The sequence below is a fragment of the Nocardia otitidiscaviarum genome (genome assembly GCF_007362295.1).
GTDB classification, from domain to species: Bacteria; Actinomycetota; Actinomycetes; order Mycobacteriales; family Mycobacteriaceae; genus Nocardia; species Nocardia otitidiscaviarum.
The window spans coordinates 1950288-1970426 of the sequence record NZ_CP041695.1; the positions used below are offsets into that span (position 1 = coordinate 1950288).

General features: G+C 71.0%; 17 protein-coding genes. 7 read left to right on the forward strand and 10 right to left on the reverse strand.

Features of this window, described 5'->3' with window-relative positions; translation table 11 throughout:
* Positions 1 to 27 precede the first annotated feature (27 nt).
* Entirely contained in the window at positions 28 to 2064 is a 2037-nt protein-coding gene (pknB, locus tag FOH10_RS08315) for a Stk1 family PASTA domain-containing Ser/Thr kinase (protein ID WP_143980291.1), read from the reverse strand.
* 109 nt (positions 2065 to 2173) lie between these two features.
* Here pknB and FOH10_RS08320 point away from each other — a divergent pair, with 109 nt between their 5' ends.
* Entirely contained in the window at positions 2174 to 2542 is a 369-nt protein-coding gene (locus tag FOH10_RS08320) for an Rv2175c family DNA-binding protein (protein WP_143980292.1), read from the forward strand.
* Positions 2543 to 2549: 7 nt separating this feature from the next.
* On the opposite strand, the gene FOH10_RS08325 is transcribed toward FOH10_RS08320, so the two are convergent.
* The 4 genes from FOH10_RS08325 to FOH10_RS08340 form a co-directional block, all read right to left on the reverse strand.
* Entirely contained in the window at positions 2550 to 3641 is a 1092-nt protein-coding gene (locus FOH10_RS08325) for a phytoene/squalene synthase family protein (protein ID WP_143980293.1), read from the reverse strand.
* The gene (locus tag FOH10_RS08330; RefSeq protein ID WP_143983938.1) at positions 3638 to 5350 is read right to left on the reverse strand and encodes an alpha-(1->6)-mannopyranosyltransferase A; all 1713 of its coding nucleotides are present in this window, start codon (positions 5348 to 5350) and stop codon (positions 3638 to 3640) included. The genes FOH10_RS08325 and FOH10_RS08330 overlap by 4 nt, the downstream gene beginning before the upstream one ends.
* A gap of 178 nt (positions 5351 to 5528) precedes the next feature.
* Positions 5529 to 7106 (reverse strand): phytoene desaturase family protein, encoded by a 1578-nt coding sequence (gene crtI / locus FOH10_RS08335; RefSeq protein WP_143980294.1) that lies wholly within the window; start codon positions 7104 to 7106, stop codon positions 5529 to 5531.
* Between the two features lie 18 nt (positions 7107 to 7124).
* Positions 7125 to 8246 (reverse strand): polyprenyl synthetase family protein, encoded by a 1122-nt coding sequence (locus tag FOH10_RS08340; RefSeq protein WP_244961790.1) that lies wholly within the window; start codon positions 8244 to 8246, stop codon positions 7125 to 7127.
* A 385-nt stretch (positions 8247 to 8631) separates the two neighbouring features.
* Here FOH10_RS08340 and FOH10_RS08345 point away from each other — a divergent pair, with 385 nt between their 5' ends.
* Both FOH10_RS08345 and FOH10_RS08350 read left to right on the forward strand, forming a co-directional pair.
* Positions 8632 to 9576 (forward strand): methylenetetrahydrofolate reductase, encoded by a 945-nt coding sequence (locus tag FOH10_RS08345; RefSeq protein WP_228807976.1) that lies wholly within the window; start codon positions 8632 to 8634, stop codon positions 9574 to 9576.
* Between the two features lie 79 nt (positions 9577 to 9655).
* The gene (locus FOH10_RS08350) at positions 9656 to 10366 is read left to right on the forward strand and encodes a hypothetical protein (protein WP_143980295.1); all 711 of its coding nucleotides are present in this window, start codon (positions 9656 to 9658) and stop codon (positions 10364 to 10366) included.
* A 77-nt stretch (positions 10367 to 10443) separates the two neighbouring features.
* Here FOH10_RS08350 and FOH10_RS08355 read toward each other — a convergent pair whose 3' ends face one another.
* The 5 genes from FOH10_RS08355 to FOH10_RS08380 all read right to left on the reverse strand — a co-directional run bounded on the left by FOH10_RS08355 (position 10444) and on the right by FOH10_RS08380 (position 16901).
* Positions 10444 to 11529 carry a glycosyltransferase family 2 protein gene (locus tag FOH10_RS08355; RefSeq protein ID WP_143980296.1) on the reverse strand — a complete coding sequence of 362 codons (1086 nt, stop codon included), beginning with the start codon at positions 11527 to 11529 and terminating at the stop codon, positions 10444 to 10446.
* A gap of 492 nt (positions 11530 to 12021) precedes the next feature.
* Entirely contained in the window at positions 12022 to 12777 is a 756-nt protein-coding gene (locus FOH10_RS08360; RefSeq protein ID WP_063832089.1) for an LppM family (lipo)protein, read from the reverse strand.
* A 27-nt stretch (positions 12778 to 12804) separates the two neighbouring features.
* Entirely contained in the window at positions 12805 to 13929 is a 1125-nt protein-coding gene (locus FOH10_RS35495; RefSeq protein ID WP_244961791.1) for a carotenoid biosynthesis protein, read from the reverse strand.
* A gap of 190 nt (positions 13930 to 14119) precedes the next feature.
* Entirely contained in the window at positions 14120 to 15712 is a 1593-nt protein-coding gene (locus tag FOH10_RS08375; protein ID WP_143983940.1) for a phytoene desaturase family protein, read from the reverse strand.
* Between the two features lie 583 nt (positions 15713 to 16295).
* Entirely contained in the window at positions 16296 to 16901 is a 606-nt protein-coding gene (locus FOH10_RS08380; protein ID WP_143980297.1) for a GNAT family N-acetyltransferase, read from the reverse strand.
* A 193-nt stretch (positions 16902 to 17094) separates the two neighbouring features.
* On the opposite strand from FOH10_RS08380, the gene FOH10_RS08385 reads away from it, so the two are divergent.
* From FOH10_RS08385 to rsmH, 4 genes are all read left to right on the forward strand, one after another.
* Positions 17095 to 17535: an SAV_6107 family HEPN domain-containing protein gene (locus FOH10_RS08385; protein ID WP_039812420.1), complete on the forward strand. Its 441-nt coding sequence runs from the start codon at positions 17095 to 17097 to the stop codon at positions 17533 to 17535.
* 126 nt (positions 17536 to 17661) lie between these two features.
* A complete protein-coding gene (locus FOH10_RS08390) occupies positions 17662 to 18084 on the forward strand; it encodes a DUF3040 domain-containing protein (protein ID WP_029929312.1) in 423 nt (140 codons plus the stop codon).
* A gap of 418 nt (positions 18085 to 18502) precedes the next feature.
* Positions 18503 to 18934 (forward strand): division/cell wall cluster transcriptional repressor MraZ, encoded by a 432-nt coding sequence (gene mraZ / locus FOH10_RS08395; protein ID WP_029929310.1) that lies wholly within the window; start codon positions 18503 to 18505, stop codon positions 18932 to 18934.
* 205 nt (positions 18935 to 19139) lie between these two features.
* Entirely contained in the window at positions 19140 to 20120 is a 981-nt protein-coding gene (gene rsmH, locus FOH10_RS08400; protein WP_143980298.1) for a 16S rRNA (cytosine(1402)-N(4))-methyltransferase RsmH, read from the forward strand.
* The last annotated feature ends 19 nt before the right edge of the window (positions 20121 to 20139 follow it).

The following is a 20139-nucleotide window of genomic DNA, read 5'->3' on the forward strand; positions in this document are numbered from 1 at the left end:
ACACGCGTCTGCACCGCAATCGAATTATCAGGGCAAGGCGACGAGGGTGATGGTGGAACCCGGTTCGACCTTCGCGCCGGGCACGCTGCTCTGCGAGATGACGATCGAGGAATCACTCGGGGCGAGCTGCCGCACCGATACGCCCAGGCCGAGGGCCTCGAGCTTCGCGCGGGCGTCGCCGACGCTGGAACCGAGCAGACCCGGCACCTCCACGGCATTGGAGATGAGCAGGACCACGCCCTGACTGGAGTCGATGGTGGTGCCGGCGGCCGGATCGGTCCCGGCCACCTCACCGGCCTTGACCTTGGAGTCGAATTCGACCCTGGTGCCGGTGACCTCGATGCCGACCGCGTCCAGCGCGGCTCTCGCCTCCTCCTCGGTCTTGCCCCGCACATTCGGGAGCTCGACCGGGGCGGAACCCTTGCTCGTGTACACCTTCACGTCCGCGCCCATCGGCAGAATCGTGCCGGGGTCCGGATCCACCTTGGCGACCGTGCCCTCCGCCGCCGTACTGGAGACCTCCCCGGCATCCACCGGAGTCAGTCCGGCATCTCTGATCGCCTGCTTGACGCTCTGCACGTCCTGGCCCGGTCGGATATCGGGCACCTTGGGTTTGCCGCTGGAGATGAGCACCGCCACCGTGGAACCCTTGACCACCTTGGTTCCGGCGGACGGATCGGTGCCGACCACATTGCCCATCGGAATCGTGTCGGACGCCTTGTCTCTCACCTCGGTGTCGAAACCGGCGGCCTGGAGGGTGGCGACGGCGCGTTCGCGGTCCATTCCCGCGATGGCCGGAACCGCTTCGTAGCGGCCCACGCCCAGCCACCAGCCGCCGATGCCGAGCAGCAGGGCCAGCACCACCACCGCGCCGAGCCACAGCACGGCGGTGCGGCGGGATCTGCCGCGATCGGCCAGGTAGCCGTTGCGCGGCGGTTGATCGCCGTGCGGGGGCAGGGTGGGCGGTGGGGCGTGCGCGGCCGACTGCGCGTAGTCCGGAGGTAGCTCCCGGGCCGCCGTCATCACCCGGGTGTGCTGGTGGGCGGGCGGTGCGGCCGCCTGCGGCACCCGCGTGGTCGGCGGCTCGGCCGGAAGCCGCGTCGTCATATCGGCGGCACCGACGGGGGCCGGGCGCGAACGGGATTCGGCCGGTGCGGCCGGTGCCGGGGTGGGGCCGACGCGGTAGCGGGCGCTGAGGTGTTCCGCGGACTCCTGCGGTGCGGGCACCCGGTAGGCGGGCAGTTGCAGCACCTGGGCGATGCGGCGGATCTCGGCGGCCATCTCGTTGCCGTCGGCGAAGCGGTGCGCGGGTTCGCGGGCGGTGGCGTGCGCGACCAGCTCGTCGAATTCCGGTGGGACGCCGGAGATGTGGTGGCTCGGGCTGGGGACGTCGTTCTCCACCCGCTGCAAGGCGATGGACAGCGAGTTGTCGCCGGTGAACGGGGTGCGCCCGGTGAGCATTTCGAAGATGAGCACGCCCGCGGCGTAGACGTCGCTGCGCGCGTCGGCGTGGCCGCTGGTGACCTGTTCGGGGGAGAGGTAGGCGGCGGTGCCGAGAATGACGCTGGCCGAGGTGATATTGGCGGCGGCCACCGCCCGCACCAGACCGAAATCGGCGATCTTGACCTCGCCGGAGTCGGAGATGAGCACATTCTCCGGTTTGATGTCGCGGTGCACCAGCCCGGAGGAGTGCGCCACGCCGATGGCCTGCATGACCGGTTCGATCACGGCGCGCACCGCGTGCGGGGGCATGGGGCCGCGTTCGCGCAGCAGTTCGCGCAGGGTGCCGCCCTCGACCAATTCCATGATGAGGAACGGGTGGTCGCCGTCCACACCCTGGTCGTAGACGGCCACCAGGGCCGGGTGCTTGAGCTTGGCGACCGCGCGCGCCTCGAGTTCGAAACGGGTGAGGAACTGGGGGTCGGCGGCGAATTTGGGATCCATCACCTTGATCGCGACCGGGCGGTCCAGACGGGTGTCCTCACCTCGGAACACCATTGACATACCGCCACGCGCGATCGGCGCATCGATGCGGTAGCGCCCTTCCAGGATCTGGCCGATCAAGTGTTGCCCTTCCCGATATTTCCCTACGGGGACCCGTACGACTCACCCGATCGTAGTCTGGACGGGGTGTGATGCGACGTTACCGCCGCGACGGACTACCGTTGTGCGGGTGAGTGCCTTCCCTTGCAGCGACGACGTCCTCCCGGCTTCGGTCACCCTGATCCCGCTGCCCGATGTGGCGGACCAGCTCGGCATGGTCGTCACCCGGGTGCATCAGATGCTGCGCGACCACCAGCTCATCGCGGTGCGCCGCGACGGGGTCGCCGGTATTCCGAAGGACTTCTTCGACTCCACCGGCGCCGTCGCCAAACACCTGACCGGTCTGATCACCGTCATGCGCGACGCCAAGTACACCGACGAGGAAATCCTCGAGTGGATCTACACCGAGGACGACTCCCTGCCCGGCCGTCCCATCGACGCCCTGCACGGCCCGCTGGCCCGCGAGGTCATTCGCCGCGCGGCCGCCGATCCGTTCTGAGCCGAGACTACCGAGCCGAGACAATCCCGCCTCCGGCGACGACACGCCGGAGGCCGAGCCGGTCAGTCGCGCGCGTCGCGTGCCGTGCGGTGGCGAACTCGCGGGCGGCGACCCGGAGGCGGCGGTGGCGGGGGACCGTGGCGCGGCGGGTGAAGATCTCGTAGTCGTGGCGTTCGATTTCGTCGAGGATGCCCGCGTAGAGGGCGGCGGCGGTGCGGATGGCAGGGCGCACCCGGGGCCGCAGCAGATCTATGCCGGGGGTGGCGGTGCGGTAGACGGCGCGGTTGGTGGCGATGAGGTGGGCCAGGGCCCGGCGCACCCGCGGGTCGGTGCGGCCGGTGGCGCGGCAGTGGCGCAGCAGGTCGTCGTGCACGCCGAAGGCGGTGAGTTCGTCGGCGGGCAGGTAGACGCGGCCGCGGTCGAGGTCCTCGCCGACATCGCGGAGGAAGTTGGTGAGCTGGAAGGCCTCCCCGAGGGCTGCGGCGGCCGGTTCCGCAGCGGCGGTGGGAACCACGGTGCCGAGGACGGGCAGCAGTTGCAGGCCGATGGCGGCGGCCGAACCGGCCATGTATTCGCGCAGGGCGGCCATGGACGGATAGCGGTCGCGGAACAGCGGGCTGCCGGGGACGTCCATGCGCATGGAATCGAGGAAGACCCAGAAGTGTTCCGGCGCGATGGCGTAGCGGTGAATGGTGTCGGCCACGGCGGCCAGGACGCGGGACCGCGGATCTCGCGCCTCGGTGTCGGCGGAGGCCGCTACGGTCCGGATTATCGAGGCGACGGTGGGTTCGCCGCCCGGCATCGTCGCTTCGTCGGCGGCTGCGGCGGTGATCGCGTCGTCGCCGGACAGTCGGCGGAGGCGGGTGCGGAGGTCGCGCTCGATGTCATCCAGGTGCGCCGCACTGGATTTCGCATGGTCACGGCCGCTGGTGTGGTCGACGATATCGTCGACCAGCCGGGCGAACGCGTACAGCGCGTGCACGGCGGGGCGCTGCTCCGGCGAGAGCAGCCGCGTGGCCAGGAAGTAGGTACGGCCGTGGGCGGCGGCGATCCGACGGCAGTCCCGGTAGGCGCGCGTCAGTTCGGCCGATGAGCTCACTGCGTGTGCGCCGACGACGCGGTGGCCGACGAACCCGCCGCCGCGGCGGCCGATGACACACCCGCCGCCGAGGACCCCGACGCCGGGGCGGCCATGGCCGTGGCCGCGCCCGCCGCGGCGGGCGGCTCGGTCCGTGAGCGCGTGTGCTCGGTGCTCAGCCGCAACGGATCCACGGTGCGCAGCGCCAGCGCCGCCACCACGGCGGCGAAGGTGGCCGCCGCGACATGCAGCCAGTTGTAGAGCCCGATCGAACCGTCGGGGTTGAACACCAGCATCAGCCAGGTGCACAGCCCGACCAGCCACTGCAGCGTCCGGGTGGACAGCGCGAATCCGGCGGCCAGCGCCAGCGGCCACGAGTAGTACCAGGGCAGCGCCGCGGGCGAGAGGATCACGATGGCCACGAACGCGATGCAGATGCCGAAGACGGCCTCGCGCTCACTGTGCCGGAACCGCCACCACGTCCACACCAGCCCCACCACCAGCGCGACCGCGCACAGCATGCGCGTCACCGACAGCACCGATTCCAGCCGCAGCGGCGACACCCAGGTGACCATGTGCGCCATGATGGTCGGCGCGGACAGCCAGTTGATGATCTTCTTCGAGCCGGACAGCGCCGTCAGCCAGCCGATACCGACCCCGGCCAGCGCCGAGGCGGCCACGAAGACCGCCGCGAACACCGAGACGCCGAGTCCGGCGATCTTGGCGAACATGAGCACCGGATGCGGCAGTTCCCCCTCGTCGTCCGAGCCCTGCGCACGCGCCAACTCGGCCCGCCGGTCGCGCTCGTGGATCATCCAGATCCACACCAGGAACGGCAGCGCCACCCCCGCGGTGGCCTTGATGGCCACACCGATGGCCAGCACCACGAATCCGGCGACATGGTGCTTCTCCAGCACCAGCGCGATGGCCGCGGCCATCAGCCCGACCATCAGCATCTCGTTGTGCACGCCGCCGATGAGATGGATGAGCACCAGCGGGTTGAGCACCGCCAGCCACAGCGCCGTGGTGGGCTTGCCGCCCAGATGCTTGGTCAGATGCGGCACCGCCCACAGCATGAGCGCCAGCCCGGGCAGCATGACCAGCCGCAGCGCGATGGTCCCGGCCACCACATTGTCACCGGTGATGGAGGTGATGCCGTCACCGAGCAGCAGGAAGATCGGGCCGTAGGGCGCGGTGGTCAGCGTCCACACATTGGAGACATTGTCCAGCAGCACACCGGGATTGACCACCGGACCGACCTGATAGGGGTCGAAGCCGTCGCGCAGCAGCGCGCCCTGCGCCAGATACGAGTAGGCGTCGCGGCTGAACATCGGCACCGCGAACAGCAGCGGGAAGATCCAGATGCCGACGATGGCGCGCAGTTCGTTCAGGGTCACCGCCGGACCGCGCACGGTGCCGATGGTGATCCGCCCGAGCCGCACCCAGGCGGTGATCATGGCGAGCACGCCGATCCACACGAACAGCGTGGACAGGTAGTAGCCGTGCCCGAAGCGCAGCCAGGACAGGTGCGCGGCCTCCAGCAGCGGGTCGCGGCGGCGCACACTGCCCGCTCCGAACCCGCCGAAGGTGATCATGACCGCGCCGAAGAAGCCGAGCAGCGCCGCCCGGCCCTCCGGGCTGCGGATGAAGTCCGCGACGTAGGCCCAGCGGCGGCGCGCGGCGGCCTCGCCGTCGGTCCCCGTGCCGATATCGTGTCCGATGCTCACCATGCTCTGTCCCGAAATCGCTGTGCCGGTGGCCGCTGTCGTCGGCCCTGGGGTCGCCACACTGTCGCCGGAGGCGTCCGGTGCGGTGGCGGCGTCCGTGTCGGGGGTCGGCATTGGCGGTCATTCCCCCCGGAAAGGTCGGCGGTCTGGTGACCGCATCGGATTCTGGACGCGGGCCAGTCTAGTGCGTCGGCGACGGGGCCACCGCGTCGGTGCGGCCGGTTCCGGTCCGGGCATGTCGCACATCACCCGTGATGCGCGCCGCGGCGAGTCGTCCGGAGAGCAGAACGGTCGGCACGCCGACGCCCGGGGTGGTGCCGCAGCCTGCGAGAACGACATTGTCGCGGCCGCGCACCAGGTTGCTGGTGCGGAAGGGGCCGGTCTGGCGGAACAGGTGCGCCGCCGAGAACGGCGTGCCCGCCACCATGCCCCGCTCCAGCCAGGTGCGCGGAGTGTCGACGTGGTCGATGCGGAAGTGCTCGGAAATCCCTTGGTAGCCGCGCGCTTCCAGAGTGATCAGGAGTTCGCGCAGATAGGCCGGACCCAATCGGTCCCAGTCCAGCGGCGCCGCATCGAGATTGGGGCAGGGTGCCAGCAGCGACAGCGGTTCGTACCGGGTGCCCGCGCGGTCGAGGTAGAGGGTCGGATCGGTGAGCGCCGGCCGGGTGAGCAGCAGCGACGGATCGCTCATGAGCGCGCCACGGCCCGGTCGGGCGGCGATCTCGGTGAAGGTGTCGTCCCAGGCCCGGCCGAAATCGATGGTGTGATGCGCCCGCACCGGCCAGGATTCGGTCTCCCGCGCCGGAATGGTGCCGTGCGCGACGACCGCCGACGGGGAGGCGCGCAGCCAGCGGCGGCGGCGCACGCCGAAACGGTCCAGATCGCCGAGGTCGGCGGTGAGCACCACGGCATCACAGGGCAGGGTGCTGCCGTCGGCGAGACGGACGGCCCGGGCCCGGCGGCCGTGATAATCGATGCCGGTGACCTCGGTGTTCACCGCGAGGGTGCCGCCCGCCGCGGTGAAGGCGCGGGCCAGGGCGTCGGCGATGGCGCGCATCCCGCCCTCCGGGTAGTACACGCCCAGGCAGGTGTCCATGTACGGGATCGCGCCGTAGACGGCGAGGGCCCGGGCGGGGGCCATTCCCGCGAACAGGGCCTGGAAGCTGAACAGGCGACTGAGCTGCTCATCGCCCAGCATGCGCCGCACCCGGGGGCCGAGGCGGCCGAACGCGCCGATGCGCACCAGTTCGGCCAGCGCCGTGCGCTTCTCGGGGATGCGGACCATATCCAGTGGGGAGTCGAAATTGGTGTCCATGAAGGGGCCGAACTCGGCCCGGTAGACCCGGTGCAGCCAGTCGCGTAGTCGCCGGTAGCGCTGGGCGGCGGCGGTGCCGCGCACACGGGTGATCTCGGCGGCCATGGCGTCCGGATCGGCGTGGACGGCGATGACGGTGTCGTCGGCGAAGCGTGCGCGGTAGGCGGGGGACACGTCGAGAATGCGCAGCCCGACCGACTCCCGGGTGTGCCCGACCGCCGCGAGCGCCTGGTCGACGAGTTCGGGCAGGGTGAGAATGGTTGCGCCGGAATCGATCTCGTAGTCCGGGCCGCGATAGCGGCCGACCCGCCCGCCCGGGTGATCGGCCCGCTCCAGCAGCGTCACCTGTCGTCCGGACCCGGTCAGGTGCAGGGCGGCGGCCAGTCCGGCCAGTCCCGCGCCCACCACCACGACCCGATCGGTCGGTCCCGCAACAGTTCTCATTCCACCGCTCCGTGTGATTCAGTAGGCGCGCGCCGTCGCGGCCTGCGCCATCTTCCGTAGATGGGCTTTGGCTTCGGCGGTGGCGGTGCTGTCGTCGAGGGCGGTGAGACCGCGGTCGGTGAGATCGGTGATGCGTCGTTCCACCGCGTCCACCGCGCCGAGATCGGTGATGACGGTGCGCAGCCGCGCCACCCGGTCGGCGTCGAGATCCGCGCCGAGGCTCTCGCGCAGCAGTCGCGCCGCGGCCGGATCGGTGGCATCGGCGCGGGTCAGGGCCTCGGCGACGAGGACGGTGCGCTTGCCCTCGCGTAGGTCGTCGCCGGAGGGTTTACCGGTGATCGCCGGATCGCCGAAGACCCCCAGCAGGTCGTCGCGCAGCTGGAAGGCGATGCCGATGTCGGTGCCGAACTCGCGGTAGGCCGCGATGAGTTCCGGATCGGCGTCGGCGAGTGCGGCGCCCATGTGCAGCGGCCGTTCGATGGTGTAGGCGGCGGTCTTGTAGCGGTTGATCCGCAGCGCCGCCGCCACGGATTCGTCCCCCGCGGACTCGCCGTGGATATCGAGCAGCTGTCCGCCGAGCACCTCGGTGCGCATGGCCGCCCACACCGGCGCGAAACGGGCGCGGGCGGCGGCGTCCAGCCCGGCCTCGTGGGTCATGTCGTCGGCCCAGGCCAGCGCGAGGTCACCGATCAGGATGGCGACGCTGGTGCCGTAGTGGTCGGCATCCCCGGCCCACCCGGCGTCGCGGTGCCGCTGCTCGTAGTCGACGTGCACGGTCGGGAAGCCGCGCCGGGTACGGGAGGAGTCGATGATGTCGTCGTGGATGAGGGCGCATGCCTGCACCAGTTCCAGCGCCGAGCAGGCGGTGAGCACCGCCGCCGCGGCCGGATCGTCGGCGCGTCCGCCCGCCCCGAGCCAGCCGGTCCAGGCGAACGCGGGCCGGGTGCGCTTACCGCCGCGCAGCACGAAATCCGCCAGGGCGCGCGCCGCGTCCACGAAAACCGGGCCGAGGGGTTCCACGAGTGGCGCGCGGCTGGCGAAGAAGTCGGTGAGTCGCTCCTCGACGGCTGCGACCAGCGACCCCGAGCCCGCTGCCGGAAGGGCCGGGTGACGGGTCGGCGTACCGGGTCCGGCGGACACGGGGGACCTCCTGAGATTCGTGCTCGGATGCCGCGCTGGCAACAGTGGTTCGCCGCCGCCGCGACCGCGGTTCGTCCGCGAGGGACGTTCGGGCTCGACTGTACCCAGCGGGAGAGCGCCCGTCCGTGGTGGGACAGCCGTCGACCCGCGCGGCGGTCTGCCCGGTGCCGGTGCCGGTCTGAATGCCGACTGGTTCGTATGGCAGGCGTGTCCGGTAGGTGAGACAGTCGTCTCGTTTCTCGGACAGGCCGGGGTGTCTGTGCGGGTCGCGACGATCGAGGTGGTGCGGGTGGCGGTCGGGTGCGGGTGTCGCGCCCCCTACACTGGGGCCGTGAGTTTCGACGATGTACGGGGAGCTTCGACCCCTGGCCGAGTTTCCCGCACGCTGCAGGTTTCCGGAACTCCATCGGTTGTGCAGCACCTCGGGCCCCGGCCGGACGGGTCGATTCCGTTCTCGGTGGAGTTCAATCCGCCACGTGACGCCGCCGGGGAGGCACGGCTGTGGCGGGCGGCGCGGGAGTTCGAGCGGCTGCATCCGGCCTTCGTATCCATGACCTACGGTGCGGGCGGGTCCACCCGCGATCGCACCATTCGGGTGACGGGGCAGCTGGCGCGGGAGACGACGCTGCTCACCGTGGCGCATCTGACGGCCGTCGACCACAGTGTCGCCGAATTGCGCTCCATCGTCGGCGCGTACGCGGACTGCGGCATTCGCAACCTGCTGGTGCTGCGCGGCGATCCGCCGGGCGATCCGCTCGGGGAGTGGGTGAAGCATCCCGACGGCGTCGAGTACGCCGAGGAGCTGGTGCGCATGGTGCGCGAGCTCGGCGACTTCCACGTGGGCGTCGCCTCCTTCCCGCAGGGACATCCGCGTTCGGTCGACCTGGACTCCGACACCCGCTTCCTGTTGGCGAAACTGCGTGCGGGCGCGGAGTATTCGATCACTCAGATGTTCTTCGACGTCGAGCACTATCTGCGGCTGCGCGATCGGGCGGTGGCGGCCGATCCGGAGCAGGGTGCCAAGCCGATCATTCCGGAACTCATGCCGATCACCTCGCTGCGCACCGTGCAGCGCGCCGAGGAACTGTCCGGCCGCCCGCTGCCCGCCGCGGTGATGGAACGCCTGCGCAAGGCCGCGGGGGACGGTCCCGAGGAGAATCGCGAGGCCGTGCGCGCCGCCGGTATCGAGATCGCCACCGAGATGGCGCAGCGGCTCATCGACGAGGGCGCGCCCTGCCTGCACTTCATCACGCTGAACTTCGCCAAGGCCACCGGTGAGGTGCTGTCCAACCTCGGCTACACGGTCACTCCCGCACCGGTTCGCGCCTGACCGCGCCGGGTGAAATGCCCGGAATGCACTGGTCACGGGAGTAATGTCCCTCCTCGACCGCGACTCCGAGGAGACAGACATGCCGATGTTTCACAACCTCGTCCGAGTGGTGGGCGCCCTGAGCGCCTGCGCGGTCCTCGCGGGCCCCGCGACCGCCGCCCCGAGCCCGGGCGGGCCGGAGTCGGACGCGAGCACGGCCATCGCCCGCGCCATGGAGGCGGCGGCGCCCGGCGACTGGCTCAGCGCCTACGGCCAATCCGTCGAGCGCCTGGAAGAGTTGGGGGTGCAGCCGTTCCTGTACCCGACGGCCGCCCCGTTCTGCCTGAACTCCACCACCCTCGGCCTGGCTCCCGCGATGGCCGGAGCGATCCCCGGCCCGTGGCCCAGATTCGCCAGAGACATTCCCGGGCTCGACCTCTCGGCCGTGAAGGCGGGCCAGACCATGTTCGCCTTCGTGCCCTACGGCCTGGCCGCCGACGGTGCGGACACCTCCGGCATGCAGGTGGTGTGGCTCAATGCCGATACCGGCCGATCCGGTTTCGCGCCCATGGGTTCGATGTCCCAGGTGGTGCGCTCCATGATCCCGCCGCAGGTCCCGGCCGAACTCCGCCCGATGGTCGAACGGGCGGTCGCCGACTTCTTCCTCGCCGCCCTGCCGCGCGGCGGCGTCCGCGCCGTCCCGGTCGAAACCGGTTCCGGCACCGTGCTCGCGGCCATCTTCGGCGTGGTCCGCAACGGCGCGGCCTCCTGCTTCTTCCTGCCCACGGTCGGCATAACCGAGGTGCCCTGACCTCGGCACGGGGTCGCCGTACGGCGGGTGAGTGCTGGTGTGCGCAGCGTGCGCGGGAGTGCTCGCGGTCCGGCCGGTCAACCGTGGATGTCGCGACTCTTCCAGGTCAGCGTGCCCGCGCGGTGGGCGCGGTGGGAGCGGTAGGACAGGCGCAGGTAGGCGGCGATGGAGAGCGGATGGGCCAGGGCCGCAAGGATATCGGTGACCGACAGGGTACGGTGGCGCTCGGTGCCGCGGGCCAGCAGCCGGGCGGCGACGGCGGCGGCGTAGCCCAGTAGTCCGGTGCGGCGCAGTCGATCCCGGCCCGCGACGGCGGCCAGCGGGGGCACCCAGTAGGCGAGGGCTGCGAGGCCCGCGACGGCGGCGCTGCGGGTGCGGCCGCCGTAGGCCGACCACAGCCAGCGGGTGTAGCCGGATTCGAGTTCGGCTGCGTCGCGGTACATTCGGGTGCCGGCCAGGCCTCCGGCGGCCGCCAGTACGGTGCGGCGGCCCGCTCGGCGCAGGGCGCGGGCGATGGCCAGATCCTCGGTGATCTCGGCCGCGACCGCCGCATGTCCGCCGATCTCCCGATAGGCGGCGGTATCGAAGACCAGGAACTGGCCGCAGGCCACCGCCATGGACGGGCGGCGGGTGCGGTTGGCCACCGCGACGGGCAGCGTACCCGCCCACGACCAGGCCAGCAGCGGCTGTACCAGCAGTTCGGCGGGGGATTCGGCGCGCTGCTCGGGCCAGGGGCACAGCAGTGCGGCACGGCGGCGGCGCAATTCGGTGACCGCGGCGGCCAGCGCTCCGGGGGCCAGCCGGACGTCGGCATCCAGGAAGACGAGCGCCGTGGGCTCCGTCGCCGTGGCCAATTCGGCCAATGCGGCACACGCCGCCGTCTTGCCGGTCCAGCCCGCGCGCGGCTCGGAGTGATTGCGCGCCAGCGTGAATCGATCGTCACCGGCGATGGCCTCGGCGATCGCCTCGTACGTGCCGTCGGCGGAGGCGTCGTCCAGGACGATCACCCGCAGCCGCGGAACTCCTTGCTGCGCACGCAGATCCGCGATGAGCGCGGGCACCCGATCAACCTCGTCACGGGCCGGAACGCACACCGTGACCGGTTCGATCACACTCTGCCCCACCCGCAGCCGCGGCACGGTGAGCCGATTGACCAGCGCCATGGCGGCCCCGGCCACCGCGACGGCGGCCCCGACCCGCACGAACCGCTCACCGACGCGTACAGCCCGCTGTCGCGTGGGGAAGCCGCGCACAAGCCGCTGCCGCGCGGGGGAGTCGCGCACGAACCGCTTGCGCGCGGGGGAGTCGCGCACGAACCGCTTGCGCGCGGGGGAGTCGCGCACGAACCGCTTGCGCGCGGGGGAGTCGCGCACGAACCGCTTGCGCGCGGGGGAGTCGCGCACGAACCGCTTGCGCGCGGGGAAGCCGCGCACGAACCGCTCGCGCGCGGGCATGCCGCGCACGAACCGCTTGCGCCCAGGGGAGTCGCCCACGAACGTCTCGCGCGCGGGAAAGCCGCCCGCGAACGGCTCGCGTGAGGGAGAGCCGCGTACAAGCCGCTCATTCTTGGGAATGCCGCGCGCAGCCCGCTCGCGTGTGGGAGGCACAGCCCGGTGGCGTGTGGGAAAGATGCTGCGGCGCAAGGCCGGTCGCCTCTACTCGGCGGGCGTTCGTGGGCCGCGGCCGGGGCGGATCCAGCGGGCGGCGCGGACGTATTCGGGGGCGTCGGGGTTGCGGTTCATGTAGGCCAGCACCGCCACGATGGCGGCCACGGCCAGGGTGATGCCGCCGACGATGCCCGCCCAGCCCGCGAAGGAACGGGTATTGGGATCGGCGTAGCCGACCTCGGCGCGCAGGGTGGACACATCACCGGCGGGCAGCTTCCAGGTGACCACCGAATCGCCCTCGCGGGTGCCGTTGGTGGTGCCGACGCGGGCCGGGAAGGCCACGGTGAACTGCACATCCGAACCGTGCGGCGGCAGGCTCCCCAGATCGACCCGGCCGGTGAGAGTGACCAGGTCGCCGAGGCGGTTGAAGGCGAGGGTGAACATGCCCTGGGTCTGATCGGACAGCGCGCTGAGCTGCTGCACCTCACCGAAGGTCAGGTCCTCGAAGTACACCTGGCTGCCGACATAGCCGTCCTGCGAATAGGACTCGACGCGCACCTTGCCGGTGAGCGCGTCCGGCGCCTTCAGCTGCGGACCCTTGTCGTCCTCGCTCTGCGGGACGGCGGCGGCGACGATCCGCCCCGAGACGCGGTCGTTGGACGACACACCCATGGACGCCTGCACCCGCAGGCAGCCGGAGAGCAGCGGCAGCAGCAACGCCGCGAACAGTAAGGCGGCGGTCACCCGGACCGCACGGCGCGGTCGCCGCGCGGTCGGCGCGGGTTCGAGCGGGTCGGCTGCGATGGCGGTCTTCGGACTCGGCTGCACGGCTCACATCGTGCCATGACGCACCGGCCGCAGCGTGATTCGACGGGCGGACAACGCCCGCACCAGCGGAATCCCCAACACCCCCAGCCCCACCACCCCGTAGCCCGCCGACACCGGCAACCCGAGAAACACCGCATGCGCCAGCGCCGAACCCAGCCAGGTCCACAGGAATACGGCCACCGGCACCGCCACATCCCCGGATCGGACCGCCGCCACCTGTGCCGCGTCGGGTCGAGGGCCAGGGAACTGTGACACGGCCGGGTCAGGTGCGGCGGCGGAGGTGGCTGGTGGCTCGGTCGTGCGCTGCCCGGCGGCGGAGGTGGCTGGTGACTCGGTCGTCCGCTGCCCGGTGGCGGGGCTGGTCGGTGCCGCCACCCCTTTATTCCCGGCGTCGGGGGAGGTAGTCGGCTCTGGCGCGCTGAGCCTGGCGGCCTGCGACGAGGCGGTGCGCTGATCGGACGGGGAATTGAGTGGTATGCAGACGGAGTCCGGCGTATCGGTGGTGGTCGCAGGTGGTGAGACGGGAGGCGGCGCGGAGGTGCGGGCGCGCTGGGGTTTCGGTTCGGCTCGGTCCCAGGCCGCCAGCAGTCCGGCCATCACCAGGCCGACGGCGAACCAGCCGAGGTAGTTCGTCAGCGGAATCTCCGGGAGTCCGGGCAGGCCGGGCCAGGGCGAGCACCAGGTCCACTGTCCGTCCGCCACCATCTGCGGATCCAGGAACAGATCCCAGCCGACCGCCCCCACGGCCGTCATCATCACCCGCATCACCGTGCGCGAGTACAGCTGCCCCGCGACGATCCACACCGGGTACAGGCCACCGGTCCAGGCCAGCGCCACCACCAGCGGCACCCCCGCCACCGACGGCCCGATCCGCCCGCTCGCGTAGTCGTAGCAGCCGAACGGGAATCCCGTTGCCGTGCCCACCATCTCGGCCAGCAACCCCACCCCGGACACGATCACCAGCACACCGACGGCCCACCGGACACCCCGCGTCCGCCCCGCATGCGTCACAGCCGTTGCCGCGGAGAGCAACACCACCGCCACGATCACCCGATCCCGCGCCACCCCGGCCGTCAGCGGATACAGAATCTGCACCGCCACCAGCAACACCGCCGGAACCACCGCCACCGGCCACCGCGCCGCCCTCACCGACCTACCCGCCCCTCGCCTAGCGCCCCCGCCGCTCCGCCTCCGCACGCGGCTGGACGATTGATCACGGGGAACTGGTGGCGGCATCGCCCGAGAGCACCCCGCCACCAATTCCCCCTCGCACGATCGACGGCGTGGGGTGCGGCGGCGAGGAGTGGGGTGGCGCTGGTCATGGGCGGGGTCGGTGCAAGCGGCGGCGGGTGGTGCGGTGGACGAGCTGGGCTACGGTGCGGCCGCTGGCTCCGGAGACGCCGCCGCCGGGGTGGGTGGACGCGCCGGTGAGGTAGAGGCCGGGTGCGCCGGGGACGCGGTGGGCGGCGAGTTCGGGAAGGGGGCGCCAGGCGAACATCTGGTCCAGGGACATCTCCACGTGCATGACGTTGCCGCCGCGCAGGCCCAGCTCCCGTTCCAGGTCGGCGGGGGTCTGTACGTGGCGACGCAGCACGGTGTCCGCGAAACTCGGTGCGTGCGCCTCGACCTCGGCGATGACGCGGTCGGCCTCGCGGTCGGCGTGTGCGTTCCAGTCGCTGCCGTCGGCGAGCGCGTAGGGATGCCACTGCGCCCACAGCGAGAGCTGGTGCTCCCCGGCGGGCGCGATACTCGGATCGAGGGCGCTGAAACTCATGGCCAGCACCACCGGGCGCGGCGGTAGGTCGCCCGCGAGCGCGGCCCCGTGGGCGCGGCGCAGGTGGCGGCGGTCGGTGGTCAGCAGTTGCAGGCCGGTCGCGGATTCGGCGGTGTCCGCGCCCGGATAGCGGGGCAGGTCGCTGGTGGCGGCACGCACCACCATGCCGATGCCGGGGCCGACCCGGATGCGGCGTCGCCAGTCGGCCAGCCGGGCGGCGTCGAAACCGCCCTGCTCCAACAGGTCCAGGGTGGTGAGGATGTGTGCGCCCGCGACCACCGTGTCGGCGCGCAGTTCGCGTCCGCCCGCCGTGCGCACCGACCAGCCGCTACCGTCGCGGGTGAGGGCGGTGACCGCGTCGCCGGTGCGCAGCACGCCGCCGTCGGCGCGCAGCCGATCGGCCAGGGCCCGGGTGAGCGCGCCGCTGCCACCGACGGCCCGCCCGGGCGGCAGGGTGTGCATGAGCGCCGCGAAGCCCACCATGGGCGCGGTGCCGGGCTCGGACATGGGTGGCCCGGACTGTGCGCCGAACCAGGCCAGTGCGGCCTTCAGCCGTTCACTGTCGAAGAGGCTGTCCAGCAGTGCGTCTCCGGTCTGCAGGAATTCCCGCGAGAGCGCGCCGCCGTCACCGCGCCCGGTCGCCCCGGCGGCGTCGCGGGCGTCCAGGCCCCAGAACGCGCGCAGCAGCCGCCCGCCGGTGGGCGCGCCCGCGAACGACCGCATGACGCGGGCGCTGCGCGGCCCCCACACCCGGACGAATCGCCGGTATGCCTCGGCATCTCGTTCCCCGCACGCCGCGGCGATGGACGCGCAGGTCCGGTCCACGTCTCGATGGAAGATCAGCGGCGGCTCATGCCCGCCCCCGGGCGGCGCGGGCGCGAAACCCCAGGGATCGCAGTCGATATAGCGCAGCCCGAACCGCTCCAGCTCGAGCTCCTCGATGATCCCGGTGTGGCGCACCATGATGTGCGCCGACGACCCGCGGTCCACCCGATGTCCGGGAAACCGCTCCACGGTGGACACCGCCCCGCCGATCACGGTATCCCGCTCCAGCACCTCCACCGCATGCCCGTCCCGCGCGAGATAACAGGCGGCGACGAGCGCATTGTGCCCCGACCCGACCACGATCACCCGCACGACCACACCCCTCCCCGCACGAATCCGCCGTGTCCCCGCCGGATCGCGTGCCGCGTGATGTGGGTGTGTGCCCGCCTGATTTCGTGCCGGGTGAGGCCGCTGTGTGCCTGCCGCGTCTGGTGTCGGGTGAGGCCGCTGCGTGTCCACCGGATCTCGTGCCGCGCGAATCGGCCGCGTGCATGCCGCGTCTGGTGTCGCGTGAGGCAGCTGTGTGCCCGCCGGATCTCGTGCCGCGCGAATCGGCCGCGTGCCCACCGCGTCTGGTGCCGCGTGAAGCCGCTGCGTGCCTGCCGCGTCTGGTGTCGCGTGAAGCCGCTGCGTGCCCACCGCGTCTCGTGTCGGGTGCATCCGCCGCGTGCTTGCCGGACTTCGTGTCGGGCGGAGCCGCTGCGTGCCCACCGCGCCCTGGTGACCAGGGCGCCGTGGCTCGGCTCGTGAACTGGTAGCGGTGGCACCGCCATCCTTCGGGGGTACGTGACGCGCTCGCGGTCGTCTCGGCGTGCGTGACCGTCTTCGGCGTGGGATCGCGGGGGCCGCGGGCGGTCGTTTCGGGGTGTGGCGCGAACGCTGTCCGGCGGTGCGTTCACAGCGGCAGCCGCCGGCCCAGGACGGCGAAACGCCTGGTGTCACCGGAGAAGACGAAGTGGCGCACGATATCGCCGAAGCCTTGGCGGCGGTAGAGGCGCCAGGCGCGGTTGGCCTCCTGGTCCACCTCGGGGGTGGACAGCAGCACCATGCGTTCGGGGCGGTTGGCCAGCAGGCGGGCCAGCAGGGTTTCGCCGATACCGCGGCCCTGCGCGGCGGGGTGCACATGCAGTTCGGTGAGTTCGAAGTAGTCGGAGAGCAGGTCGCGGGCCGCGTATTCGGGCCAGCCGGTGCGCCGCATGCCGGTGTACACCTGCTGATGCCACCACTGGTGCGCCGCACCGTGATAGCCGTAGGCGATCGCCAGTACCGGTGCGGTGCGCAGGTCGAGGCGGCCGTCGTCGTCGGGGAGCAGCGCGGCGACGGCCTGCCAGCCGGGCCGGGTGGTGTGCTCGGTCCACATGGGGGCGCGGTGGTGTTCGGTGCCCGGCGGATAGTCCATGGCCGCGACGTACACCGCGAGGGCGTCGGCGAGCCGGGCGCGCATGGTCGCGGCCGACAGATCGACGACGACGGGCGTGGGTTTCGGGGTGACGGCGGTCATGTGGGGCAGACGCGACTTCCGTGTGCGCTGGGATCCGGTGCTGCGAAGCGCCGGAACTTGTCGGTGGCTCTCTCTATATTCAAACTCAATTGAATCCTTCGAATACCTGTTCGATCTTCGGCGGTGGCCGTCACCGGTCGCACGATGGGCAAGATGCCTGGTGGATCAGGGTATGCGAGTGGGGAGGTACCCGATGACCGGGAAAACTGAACGTCCGGGCCGTCCGGGCCGGGCCGGTGAGCTGTTGCGGCGCGCCGACGGTCTGCTCATGCAGGCGGCGGGGGAGAGGGATCCGGCCGAGCGCTTCCGCACCGCCTATCTGGCGGCCCTGCGCGGCGCGGGCGCGGTGCTCGCGCTGACCGGAGTCGACCGGATGCCGCGGGCGCGTTCGCGCAATGCCTGGGTGCTCATGCAGAAGGCGGCCCCCGAGTTCATCATGTGGTCGGACTACTTCAGCGCCCAGTCGGAGACGCGCGCGGCGCTGGAGGCCGGTCTACCACGGGAGATCGACGACGCCAAGGCCGACGAGTTCGCTTCGCGGGTAGGCGCATTCCTGCACGACGTGGACGATCTGCTCGCCGCGGCGGCCAAAACGAGACCCTCCACGGGATGGATCGCGGGAATGCTGGCTTGAACATCGGCCGAGTAGGTGGTCCGGTTCTGATCGAACTCGTATCATTGGTGGCAGACAGCCGCCAAGGTCGGCTATCCGTCGCTTACCCGGAGGCGACCGCCACTACCTAGTGCCGGGGGAGGTACCGTGCCACTCTCCGAGCACGAGCAGCGCATGCTCGAACAGATCGAGAGCGCGCTCTATGCTGAGGATCCCAAGTTCGCGTCGACCGTACGAGGCGGGCGGCTACGTTCCGCCACCGGTCGTCGCAGACTGCAAGCGGCCGCGCTCTTCGTCCTCGGCCTGTTCCTACTCGTCGCGGGCATTGCCGCCCCGATCAAGCTCGGGGACTTCCCGATCATCAGCCTGGTCGGATTCATCGTGATGTTCGGAGCGGGCGTGCTGTTGCTGATGGGTGGCCCCCGCTTGGGTGCCGCCAACGGCGGCGGCGAGGGCGATCCGACATCGGGTGCGAATCCCGGTGGCGGGCGCGGTCGCCCGAAGAAGGCGGGCGGATTCTCCGCCCGGATGGAAGACCGCTTCCGGCGGCGCTTCGAACAGGACAATTGACGGCCGGGCTTCGGCCCGGCTCGGAAACAAGCGCGACACGCCGCAGCGCCACACTGATTTCGGGTGTGGCGCTGCGGCGTGTCTTGTGCGTGTCGCGGGTTCCCGATACCCAATTCCACGACTCCCCACACCTCCCCACCCGTATTCCCCACCGCGCCCCACGGCTGTCGGATATGCGTGCTATCTGCGGGTTTGCTGACGGTTGTCGGACCGGCGGCACCGTATGCCGTGTGTGTCGGGGGAACTGCGGCGCACCTTCCCCACCTCGGTGATAGCTGATGTGACCTGCGAAGTTCGCCAACCGGGGACCGAGATCACCGCCGCTTTCGATTGAAAGTGGGGGAAAGTGGGGTAATGTGGAGCGCGCACTACAGGAGGCCGAACAGACGAGGGGTGATCCGGTAGGAGGTGTCGGGAGTTGTTTCTCGGGACCTATACCCCCCGTTTGGACGACAAGGGGCGACTGACGTTGCCTGCGAAGTTTCGAGACGAACTGGCGGGAGGGTTGATGGTCACGAAGGGACAGGACCACAGCCTTGCCGTGTATCCGAAGGACGAGTTCACCGCCCTCGCGCGGCGAGCCGCGGCCGCGTCTCGAAGCAATCCGCAGGCCCGTGCCTTCGTCCGCGCACTCGCGGCCTCCACCGATGAGCAGCGCCCGGACGGACAGGGCCGGATCATGCTGTCGGCCGAACACCGCCGCTACGCCAACCTGACCAAGGACTGCGTGGTGATTGGCTCGGTCGACTTTCTGGAGATTTGGGACAAGGCGGCGTGGGATTCCTACCTCGCCGAGCACGAGGAGGATTACTCGCAAGCCAGAGACGAGTCGCTGGGCGGGATCTTCTAGCCCACAGCGAGGCGAGTGCCCTGCGGCCTCTGCCCGACGCCGACCCTGACGTACTTCCCCAACGCCAGGTGCGGTGCTTCGGTCAGAGACCACGGGGCATTGGCCACCGCACTGAAGAGTCGACCAACTCAGCAGTGAAGTCCGAATCGCAAGCGACCCGCACGGGGTGTGCGAACGAACGTGAGGCAGGATCCGGGAGGTCTAGGTGCACCGAAACGCCGATGGTCCCCGCCACGTTCCGGTCCTCCTCCACCGCGCCGATGAAATCCTCGGTCCCGCACTGCATTCCGATGGCGCGGTCTATGTCGACTGCACCCTCGGCCTGGGCGGCCACGCCGAGTACTTCCTGCGCACCTATCCGAACATCCGCCTCGTCGGACTGGATCGCGATACCGAGGCGCTGAAACTGGCGGGTGAGCGACTACGCCCGTTCGAGGACCGAATCACCCTGGTGCACACCAGGTACGACGGGATCCCGGGCGCGCTGGAGCAGGCCGGACTCGCCCCGCGGGGTTCGGTACAGGCCATCCTGATGGATCTCGGCGTCTCCTCCATGCAGTTGGACGAGGCCGACCGCGGTTTCGCCTACTCCGTGGACGCGCCACTCGATATGCGCATGGACCCCAGCGGCGGGATGACCGCCGCCGATGTGCTCAACACCTACAGCCACGGTGATCTGGCCCGGGTGCTCAAGACCTACGGCGACGAGCGGTTCGCGGGCAAGATCGCCTCCGAGGTGCTGCGCCGCCGCCAGCAGAAGCCCTTCACCACCAGCGCCGAACTGGTGGAACTGCTCTACGCCGCCATTCCCGCCGCCGCCCGTCGCACCGGCGGGCACCCCGCCAAGCGCACCTTCCAGGCGCTGCGGGTGGAGGTGAACCGAGAACTGGAATCCCTCGAAGCGGCGCTGCCCGCCGCCCTCGACGCGCTCGCTCCGGGCGGACGCATCGTGGTGATGAGCTACCAGTCGCTCGAGGACAAGGTGGTCAAGGCGGAGTTCGCCAAGCGGTCCGCCTCGCGCACCCCACTCGACCTGCCCGTCGAACTGCCCGGTATGGGCCCGGAATTCAAGATCCTGACCCGCGGCGCGGAGAAGGCGACGGAGCAGGAGATCGAGGACAACCCGCGGGCCGCGCCGGTACGGATGCGCGCGGCCGAGCGGATCGCTGGGGAGGAGACGACATGACCCGGAGCAGACGACCGCG